The following is a 10,663-nucleotide window of genomic DNA, read 5'->3' as shown; positions in this document are numbered from 1 at the left end:
GATTAGCCATAGAAGGCTAATTAACAGAAAAAATTACACACACTCAATTATTTTAATTTTTCCTCAACGGCATCTACAGCACCTTCAACAGCTTCTTTTGCATCGTCTGCAAGTTCTTTGCCTTTAGCAATTGTTTTTTCAACAAATCCTTTTGCTTCTAGCTCTTTATCACCTGTCAACTTACCAGTACCTTCTTTTAGGACACCAGATGCTTGCTCAATTTTTGATTTTAGTTTTTCTTCTGACATGATTAGAATCCTCCTTTTTTTTATTATTATAACATGGATACCATTTCTTTGCAAGAGAAACCCGCTATTATCCATCTTTTATAATTACACGCTACATAGAATGACTTCAAAATCGCCGTAATTTGTTTTGACAAATCAGTTCTTTAACAATGAGGTCTTCTTGTGTTAAGGGTTTGTTTGTTGAAGCTTATTGATATAATAAGTTAGCAATTCATCATTTTTATTATAAAATTGGACACCTTCTGGTTGGAAAATGAGATACTTAGGATCGGTACTAGCTTTTTGTGCTAATTGGTTGATATGATCTTATAGGGTTGCTCTATCTATACCATAGTCTGGTAAACGGAACGACATGGAATAGAGGATATTGAGTAACCTAATTTGATCATGGCGTAAATTCCTCCTCTTTCATAGTTAAAATTAAGTTGATTCATTGTGGTCCTCCTGTAAAAGAATATTTTAAATAAAAAATACCGAAGATGGTTTACTCTCCATCTTCAGTATTTTACGCTATATCACTGGTATTCAATATAAAAATTCATAACTCCAATTTAATATAGAACTCTCTTATTCTCTACCCTCTTAGTAATCTTTTCCTTGTCGAAGTTTTCAAGTATAAGCATGGATATCTTTCTACTTGACCCCATCATATCCCTAAAGTCTGCTATTGCCATAGGTCCTGACTTGCCTATAAAATTCTTAACCCTATCTATAGCCTTCTTATAAAGTTCCATAGACATAAGGTATTCTTCACCCAATAGTACAAGATCTGTGCCTATCATGGAATCTATGACTTGTTTTCTTCTCTTGTCACCTTCTGCAAGTTCCTCGATAGTCAATATATCTGAGAAACCCATCTTTAGAAGCTTGCTATTAATGTTCTTTTGTATGGCAATATCATCTGAATTTTTCTCAACCTTAAAGTCCTTTAGCGAGACTAGGTTGGATACCATCTTTACAGAACCCCTAGCAACAAGACAGTCTAAAAATGCATCTATATCCTTGGCCTTAAATGTAGACTCTACCTTACTACCTGCTTCTTGCTTTGGCATACCCTCTCTTAGGGAGTTTTCCTTATGATAGACTTCTAATATCCTTATAAGTTTATTCTCCAAAAGTTCTAGATACTCAACATGAACCTTCTTTCCGTTGATGTCCACTATCTTTTTTTCTTCCTCTAAGTCTTTGATCAAGTCTTCTATAATAGACTTGTTGACTCCTACATAAGACATCATGTCCTCTATTTTAGGAAATTTGAAAGAGTTTAACCTTAAATATATATCAAGTATATCCTTAGGATTACCAGATTCTTTGATTTTTAACTCTTCTATAACCTTTGGTGTGTGCTTATTTATACCATGCTTGACATTGGCAACATCTACAATGATACCACCACCTATAGTATCCATAGGTGAGTATGTCCTTATTACAAATGGGTCTAGCTTTTTGCAGACTATCTTTTCTTCGAGTCTTAGCTGGACATAGCCCTCTTCTCCAGGCTTCATGCTTTCCTTTTCTAGAGGTACAGCTCTACACAATATCTCTCTTGTACCGTGGTATAGTTTTAACCTATCCCAATTTTCCAGTTTACAGTTATCATGTTTCAAGAGCTTGATTTTTACATCTAGCATCATAGAATCAAGCATTGAATCAGGAGCTGCTATTATATAACCCCTATCTATGTCTGTAACCTTTATATTTGACAGGTTGATAGCTGTTCTCTGACCTGCATATGCAGTATCAACATTAGATCCATGTACCTGTATAGACCTAACTGTCGCTTTTTTATTGCTAGGATATATTTGCAGGTCATCATTTACAGATATCTTACCCTCTATGATAGTTCCTGTGACAACAGTCCCAAACCCCTTTACAGAAAATACCCTATCTACATTCAACCTAGCAGGTAGACTTGTATTCTTTTCTTCTACCTCTTCAGTCATTATATCAAGTTCTTTAATAAGGTCATCTATGCCTCTTTTAGATAAGGAATCTACCTTTATGACCTTGGATCCTTCAAGGAAAGTACCAACAAGACCTTCCTTTATATCCTCCTCTGCCAGTTCCAGCATTTCATCATCTACCATATCGCACTTGGTCATTACAACCAAACCATTTTTTATATTTAAATAGGAAAGTATATCTATATGCTCTATAGTCTGTGGCATCATACCCTCATCAGCGGCAACAACCAAGACAACCATATCAAGACCAGATGCACCAGCAAGCATATTCTTTATAAATTTTTCGTGACCTGGTACGTCTACTATACCAACAGACTTACCTGATGGTAGGTCAAAATATGTAAATCCAAGATTTATGGATATGCCCCTCTTCTTCTCTTCGTCTAGGGTATCAGTTTCTCTACCAGTCAAGGCTTTTATAAGGCTAGTCTTACCATGGTCTATATGGCCTGCAGTTCCAACCACTATATGCTTCATACTAGTTACCTCCCATCAGACTCAATAATTCATCGGCAATATTTTCAAATTGGTCTTCAAATATAGTCCTAACATCTAGTATATACTTGTCATCGTATACCCTAGCTATAATATGGGACTTAGAAAGCCTTAGCCCTTCTTCAATCCTTGCCACTCCCATATTTTTTGACCTGATAGCTACCGAATAAGAATCAAGTTCTTCTGTAGGCATAGAACCTCCACCTACTTGACCCTTGCATGGTTCAACCCATAGGTCTAGACCAGAAACTCCAACCAATCTATTTTTTATCGTTTCACAAAGCCTCTCAGCATTTTCTTTTAGTTCATCAGATGTATAAGATAGCATCCTAAGAGTAGGTATCTCTCTTATAGCCCTCTCTTCGTCAAGGTACAACCTAAGACTTGCTTCAAGAGTTGCAATAGTCATCTTATCTACCCTAAGAGCCCTTGTCAGCTGGTTCTTTTTCATCTTTTCTATATACTTCTTTTTACCTACTATTATACCTGCCTGAGGTCCACCTAGCATCTTGTCTCCACTGAAGCTGACAACATCAACCCCCTTGTTGATAGAATCTAGGATAGTTGGTTCGTAAGATATTCCAAACTTTGTAAGATCGACAAATACTCCACTTCCAAGGTCTTCAACCACTGGAATATCGTACTCGTCACCTAGTTTTCTCATGTCTTCTAAAGATACCGACTCAGTAAAGCCCATAATCCTGTAGTTACTAGTATGGACCTTCATAAGGACCTTAGTGTTTTCTGTGATAGCACCCTTGTAGTCATCTAGGTGGGTCTTGTTAGTTGAACCCACCTCTACTAGGTCAGCACCAGATAGGGCCATGATTGAAGGAATCCTAAAGGAACCTCCAACCTCTACTAGCTCCCCTCTGGAAACTATAGCCTCTCCACCCTTTGCCATGGTAGAAAGCACCAACATTACAGCAGCTGCATTGTTGTTTACTACCAAGACATCTTCAGCACCAGTCAACCTTTTAATCATATTGGTAAGGTGGTCATATCTTGAACCTCTTTTACCCTTTTCGATATCATACTCCAAGTTAGAGTACCTAGATGCAACTGACCATAGTTCATCTCTTACCGCCTCACTAAGAAGAGACCTACCCAAGTTGGTATGGACTACGATACCTGTAGCATTTATAACCCCCTTGATAGATAGCTCATAAGACTTATTCGCCAAATTGATACTATCGATAATTATCATCTCTTGGCTCAATTCAAAACCGTCTAATTTATCTTCATCTAATTTGATAATCTGAGACCTATATTTATCCACACTAGACCTTATAGAATCTAGGACAATAGACCTCGGTAATATACCACATAATTCTATTATTCTTTCATCATTCAATACCTCATCAATTGATGGAAGTATCGCAAATAAATCTTTCTTTTTCTTCATACTAATATACTCCAACCCTTTTACTATTTTATATCTATTATTATATCAAAAAGCATACATAGAAAAATGTGTATATTGAAATAATTTTCTAATAAACTTCAAGATATTTTTCTTGTTTTTCTATAACTTCTCCTACTATCTCAGCAGTAAATGAGCCATTGGCCAACATATCAGCAGCAACTTCCTCAGCTATGTCTGCTGGTACAGATACCAAAAGCCCTCCTGATGTCTGTGGATCATGAAGAACGTCTGATATAGCCTCTGGTACGCTTGGGTCTATATATGAGTCATCCTGGGCATAACCCATATTCTTGTAGGCTCCCTCTGGTATTATCCCCATCTTTGCAAACTCAACAACTCCCTTTAACATAGGTATCTTCTTTGAATCCAACTTGATAGTAACTCCAGATGCCTTGGCAACCTCTATACTGTGGCCCATCATTCCAAAACCTGTAATATCTGTTGCTGCATTTATCTTGTACTTCTTGAATGACCTAGCAGCATACATATTCAAGTGGGTCATGCAGTCTACAACATAGTCAGATGATTCCTTGTCAACTAGGCCTACCTTCATAGCAGTGTTCATAATACCTGCACCTATAGGCTTTGTAAGTATCAGCTTGTCTCCAACCTTAGCAGTTGAATTGGCAAGCACCTTGTCTGGGTGGACTGTGCCTGACACAGATAGGCCATATTTAGGTTCTTGGTCGTCAACTGTGTGACCACCTACCAAAAGACAGCCCGATTCTTTTACCTTGTCAAAACCACCTCTTAATATCTCACCCAATACATTCATATCGTGGCAAGAAGGGAAACATACTATATTCATAGCTACTGTAGGTTCACCACCCATAGCGTATACATCTGATAGGGCATTGGCTGCTGCTATCTGTCCAAATGTATACGGATCATCCACCATAGGAGTGAAAAAGTCCAGTGTCTGTATCAAGGCTATATCGTCTGTTAGTTTGTATATAGCCGCATCATCTGATGTATCAAGTCCCACCAATAAATTATCCAATTTATCACTATCGTTTTTTGGAAGCTTTGCAAGTACTATAGCCAGATCCTCTGGTCCAATCTTAGCTGCTCAGCCTCCAGCCTTTGTCATTTCTGTTAATTTCTTATATTCTTTTGCCATTTTATTACCTTACCATTCATATCCTACCTTGTTTTCAAGAGCCTTGTCATATATCATCTTACCAGTTGTAATATCCTGAGTACTGATACCAACAGACTTGAAAACAATTATCTCTTCGTCATTTTCTCTACCAACTATATCTCCATTGATCAAGTCTCCTAAATCACCAGTGAAATCTTCCTCTGTGATAGTTCCCTTTTCAAGTGGTGTTATAATACAACCTGCCTCAGAAAGGACAGCATCCTTTGAGTCAAAGTATATCTTGCTCGCCCTCACTAGGGTTTCTTCATCTATTTCATGCATATTAGGCATGTATGATCCAACACCTGAAACCAAGGCACCCTTTTTTAGGAGCTTGCCATCAATAATGGCCTCTTTGGAAGTGGTAGCTAGGGCTATAATGTCTGCATCGTCTATTGCCTCCTCAGGACTAGTTGATGCCATAACCCTTACTTTTCCCTTATACTTTTCAGCCATCTTAGCTGCAAATTTTTCTCTATTTTCTCTCGTTCTTGAATATACCCTTACTTCCTCTACTGTCTCACAGGCCGTTACAATAGCGTCAAACTGAGATTCAGCCTGACCACCACTTCCTATAAGGGCTGCCTTTTTAGACCCCTTCCTAGCAAGTAAGCTTACGGCTGCACCTGTTGCTGCACCTGTCCTTATTTCAGTAACATAAGTTCCATCCAATACACAAGATACCATACCTGTCTTGTCGTCTACCAATAAAATTGTTCCAGGAGTAGATGCTAGACCAATCTTTGGATTGTCCGGAAATACAGATACTATCTTTAAACCTGATACCCCTATTTTGTCTATATAACCCGGCATATATAGTATATTTCCTTTTGCACCCTTTGATTCTATGTTAGTCCTAAGAGGTGATATAGATCCACCTTTAGAAAATATTGAAAATGCTAATTTATCTGCTTCAATTGCGTCCTTCATAGTAAATATTTTCTTTATTTCTTCTTTATTTATAAGTAACATAGTAATACCTCCGTTTACATATATTTATTTGAACTTCAACAAGGTGTAACCAAGCATTCACTTAGACTACACCCTATAATTATATCATATATATTTACTAATAACCACAAACAACCTATCTGTGTTTTCTATCATAACTATTTTTATTTAATATCTATAGAATCCTTCATATTCTCAAACTTCTTGTCCCCTATGCCTGTTACGTTTTTGATATCCTCTATACTTTTAAAGCCACCACTGGTCTGTCTGTAGTCGATAATTTTCTTGGCAGTAGCTGGTCCTACACCCGGTATCTCTTCAAGCTTGGTCTGATCAGCTGTATTTATATTTATTTTTCCTGAAGAACTAGGATTAGGGGACTGAGACTGATTATTTGGGGACATACCAGCTTGCCCTTGATTTGTTTGATTGGCTTGATTAATACCAGCACTATCGTCTTGACCAATATAGGGTATCATATAGTGCTGTGAATCCTCTAGGTTCATAGCCAAGTTTATCCTATTTAAATCTGCCTTTTCAAGTAGGCCTCCTGCCATACGTATAGCATCGTCCAACCTCTTATCCGAATCAAGACATATAACTCCCGGACTTGCCACAGCTCCTGTTATGTAGACCTTTATCTTTTTAGGCTTTGATTCCTCCTTATCAAGGGAAAATCCACCTTGATTTGCTTGGTTGCTAACTTGACTTTCCTTGTCGATAAATTCCGATTCCTGATTTGTATTTGATGATTCTAGTTCGTATTTTTGACCCAATATTCCCATACCACCTGCAAAAACCAATCTATAAATAATAGCTAAAAGTACAGCCCCTGTTATAAATAGTTTTTTCTTGTCTGCATGACTTAAAATAGATTTTATCTTTTCTGATAACATTCCTACCTCCCATTAAGTATGTCTACATCTTAATACTCTTTCTTGCTAGATTAAGTCCTTTTTAAGGACCTATCCAATCCTCTATTTTACTAGTTCACCTATCTTCCCAACTCATAATATATTAGGCAAGTATCATAAATTTTTAAACTAGAAATTAATTATCTTCTTTATTTAGCAATAATATGCTATACTAAAAGGTATGAGAATAGTAAATGACTAAAAAGGAGGAAGGATGTATTATAAAATACATCACTGCAGAATATGAAGATTAAAAAAATTAATTCAATTTTCGCTGCTCTTGTACTGTCGACGGGAATACTTACATATTTTACGTCAGGTGTACTAGCTGAAGGTAAAGAAGATTTCAACTCACTCAAGTCTAAATACATGGTACTTATGGACTATGAATCCGGGAAGATAATATATAAAAAGAATGCAGACCAAAAAATATATCCAGCTTCAACAACAAAGATATGGACTGCCTACTGCGTTCTACAAAAGTGTCAGGACCTAAACGAAAAAATTAAAATAGGTACTATGCCTGAGATAGAAGGTTCTTCTATGTACCTAGAAGAAGGAGAAGTCTTTACAACAAGACAATTATTAGAGTCTCTTTTAATACATTCATCAAATGATGTAGCGTATGTACTAGCAAGGCATTATGGTGGTGGTGATGAGAGGAAGTTCATAGACTTTATGAATTCTGAGGCCAAAAAATTTGGATTCAATCACACTCACTTCAACAATCCTCATGGTCTACCAGATACAGACCACTACACAACTGCTGAAGAAATGACAAATATGGCAAGAATAGCATATGGAAATGATATTATTAAGTCTATCGTTGCAAAAAAATCTGTAACTTTCAAAAAATCAAATGAAATAAAATTGGATAGGGAACTCTACAATAGCAACAAGTTCCTAAATTCAAATATGCAGATGAACTACAATGGCAAGGATATACCTATGAAATATGATGTTGTAGATGGTATAAAGACTGGATATACTGATGATGCTGGAAACTGTCTAGTAGCTACAGGAACAAAGAACAAAATTAGGATGATTTCTGGAGTTTTCTTTGCTCCAAGTGGCAGTCTCTACCACGATTCAAGGTTCCTGCTTGACTATGGATTTGAAAACTTCAAGAGCATAATTATCTACAAGAAATCAGATATAAGGGGCCAAAAGAAAGTAAGGTTTGCAAAACCAGGAACTATCAAGTACTCTCTAGCTAATGACTATGTTGTTACTACAAGCCAAGGCAAGAATATATCAAAGGATAATTTTACGGTTAAATACAACTTCGACTCACTTAAATTGCCTGTAAAAAAAGGTGATCTGATAGGTAGAATGAATATTTACGAAAAAGGTACTATGGTTTCAAGCATTGGCCTAGTATCTGAAACTGATGCTGTTGGATATTTTGACTTTATTTTATCTAAAATTCCTTTCCTAAAGGACAAATCTAGTCTGAATTCATCAGCCAAGGTTGAAAAGATAAAAAATGATACTAAGAACAGTATAGATGATGCCAAAAAATCTGCAAACGAAAAAATTAACTCTACTAAAAAAGAGGCCCAGAAAAAATCAAGTGGAATCATAAAATCCGTTCAAGATTTCTTTGGTGGTATATCAGATAAATTCAGATCAATTGGCAAGTTCTTCAGTGATATGGGCAAAAATATAGGAATGGCCTTTGAAGACATAAAAAAAGTTTTCTCTGATTTAGGAAAACAAGGCGGTATAAAAGGAATACAAAAGCTTGATTTCTACAAATTTCTAGAAAATGAAATAAAACAAAAGACTGATAGGGTACCACCAGCAATAATAATATTCGGTGTACCTATCCTGATAATATTAGTAGTATTGTTACTTTTGATCAACTTGATTGTAGACTCTATTAGATCTGCTTTTTCTAAAGATGAATCTGATGATGGCCAAGAATAAAAACATATAAAAATACATAAAAGAGACCCATCGACAAAAAATCGTGGGTCCTTTTTTATTACTTACAAGTACAGTTGCCTCCACATGAGCAACCACCACCTGCAAAGGCAAGGGGCATAAATTTATTAGAAGTTTTATGATATTCCTTTACCTTTAGAACATCGTACTTTTCGGCATTAAAATAAGTCTCAAGAGCAGCCTTAGACTTGTCAATCATAATAGAGTCTTGACCTACGCCATTGTATTTCAAAATCTTTATTATACTCTTCAAGAAGTCCTTGCTACCAACTATATAGAATATAGAATTGTGGTAGTCTACTATATTTCTATTGCCTAGTATATCCTTTATGTCACTTCTAGACTTGGCTACTATTGTTTCAAGATTGTTTTCTATATCGCATGAAATCTCAGACCTGTATAGGTAGTCGCCAGTCCTATCAACACATATATTCTGTATGCCATCTACCCCCCTAGTATCACCCAGGTAGGTCTTAATTATAGGCCTCATGGTTGCCATACCTACACCCATAGATATAAGTACTAGCTTCTTATTTTCCCTTCTAATTGGCATATGTGATTCACATCCATATAAGATACATTCATCACCAACGCACATATTTGACAACTTCTTCTTATAGTCAGAATCACTACTATCAAGTCTTGTAGAAAGAGCTATCTTTCCTTCATCTATTGTTGTAGCTATAGAAAACTTACGCACAAGAGTTTTATCAAACTTGCCATCTACCAAGGCTTCCTTAAGTGCTAGAGAGATATGACTTCCCTCCACCCACTTCATTTCTTCTGGTATATCGAATATATAAGTAGATCTATTTTTACCTTCATTGATTATTTCTTTAATTTTAACAAAATAAGTATCCTTCAAGTCATTTCCTCCTCCTAAAATTATATGATAATAATACCCAAAAGATATATCCTATTAAACATATATCAAGTAAATTAATCTAGAATAAGAAAAGAAATAAATCTCAAAATTAAAGATGCCCCATAAAGGAACATCTTTAAAATTATTATATAAGTATTGTTCTTGCTTTCACATCAATCATAATATCTATGTAAGCAAGAGGGTTGTCTCAATTTAATTTAGTTGAGTATAGATAATTAGTTAGCCATACCCTTACACTTACCAAGCTTTCTGCAATCTTGACAATTACCCAGACATAGGTCTACCTGTGATAGACATTCATTAAAAGCTACCTTGCTAGAATTTTTATGCCTTATAATAGGTATATCCATCTTCTTAGCCTGAGACTCAACTATCCTAGTCAGTTTATGAGATACAGTTGAAGTCAATATTACTATTGCATCAGGACTTCCTATAGAATTCTTGACCTGACTAGACATTGTTGTATATACCTTAGTCTTATATCCTCTACTCTTTGCCAACTTATAATAGTCTTTTTCCATTCTTTCATGACCACCAATTACTAATAAACTCATCTTATCCCCCCATAATATATTTATACTCTATCAATTTCCTTGTCCTTGATGATAATCGTTATCATCTTATGTGAATATAATATAACATTTGGGTAGACTTGTCAATACCTAATTGATAATTTTTATTAATTGTTTAT

At 35.8% G+C, this 10,663-nt stretch carries 9 protein-coding genes; 1 reads left to right on the top strand and 8 read right to left on the bottom strand.

Annotated features, from left to right (window positions below; translation table 11 throughout):
• Nucleotides 1-47: 47 nt before the first annotated feature.
• The 6 genes from F823_RS0105490 to F823_RS0105460 form a co-directional block, all read right to left on the bottom strand.
• Nucleotides 48-248, bottom strand: a complete 201-nt coding sequence (locus F823_RS0105490; RefSeq protein ID WP_019595467.1) for a CsbD family protein — start codon at nt 246-248, stop codon at nt 48-50.
• A 551-nt stretch (nt 249-799) separates the two neighbouring features.
• Nucleotides 800-2,689 carry a selenocysteine-specific translation elongation factor gene (selB, locus tag F823_RS0105480; RefSeq protein ID WP_002843328.1) on the bottom strand — a complete coding sequence of 630 codons (1,890 nt, stop codon included), beginning with the start codon at nt 2,687-2,689 and terminating at the stop codon, nt 800-802.
• A 1-nt stretch (nt 2,690) separates the two neighbouring features.
• Nucleotides 2,691-4,112 carry an L-seryl-tRNA(Sec) selenium transferase gene (gene selA, locus F823_RS0105475; RefSeq protein WP_002843332.1) on the bottom strand — a complete coding sequence of 474 codons (1,422 nt, stop codon included), beginning with the start codon at nt 4,110-4,112 and terminating at the stop codon, nt 2,691-2,693.
• Between the two features lie 88 nt (nt 4,113-4,200).
• Nucleotides 4,201-5,253, bottom strand: coding sequence for a selenide, water dikinase SelD (gene selD, locus F823_RS0105470; protein ID WP_080608525.1), 1,053 nt, complete (start codon nt 5,251-5,253; stop codon nt 4,201-4,203).
• Between the two features lie 9 nt (nt 5,254-5,262).
• Entirely contained in the window at nt 5,263-6,246 is a 984-nt protein-coding gene (locus F823_RS0105465) for an NAD(P)-binding domain-containing protein (protein ID WP_002846110.1), read from the bottom strand.
• 143 nt (nt 6,247-6,389) lie between these two features.
• The gene (locus F823_RS0105460) at nt 6,390-7,121 is read right to left on the bottom strand and encodes a ComEA family DNA-binding protein (RefSeq protein WP_002843330.1); all 732 of its coding nucleotides are present in this window, start codon (nt 7,119-7,121) and stop codon (nt 6,390-6,392) included.
• Between the two features lie 261 nt (nt 7,122-7,382).
• Between F823_RS0105460 and F823_RS0105455 the strand changes: the two genes are divergently transcribed.
• Nucleotides 7,383-9,068 (top strand): D-alanyl-D-alanine carboxypeptidase family protein, encoded by a 1,686-nt coding sequence (locus F823_RS0105455; protein WP_002846111.1) that lies wholly within the window; start codon nt 7,383-7,385, stop codon nt 9,066-9,068.
• A gap of 58 nt (nt 9,069-9,126) precedes the next feature.
• On the opposite strand, the gene F823_RS0105450 is transcribed toward F823_RS0105455, so the two are convergent.
• A complete protein-coding gene (locus F823_RS0105450) occupies nt 9,127-9,951 on the bottom strand; it encodes a ferredoxin reductase domain-containing protein (RefSeq protein WP_019595465.1) in 825 nt (274 codons plus the stop codon).
• Between the two features lie 236 nt (nt 9,952-10,187).
• Entirely contained in the window at nt 10,188-10,526 is a 339-nt protein-coding gene (locus tag F823_RS0105445; RefSeq protein ID WP_002844595.1) for a DUF2325 domain-containing protein, read from the bottom strand.
• Between the last annotated feature and the right edge of the window lie 137 nt (nt 10,527-10,663).

The organism is Peptostreptococcus anaerobius VPI 4330 = DSM 2949 (assembly GCF_000381525.1).
Taxonomy (GTDB): Bacteria; Bacillota; Clostridia; order Peptostreptococcales; family Peptostreptococcaceae; genus Peptostreptococcus; species Peptostreptococcus anaerobius.
This window is presented reverse-complemented; position numbering and strand designations above follow the sequence as displayed.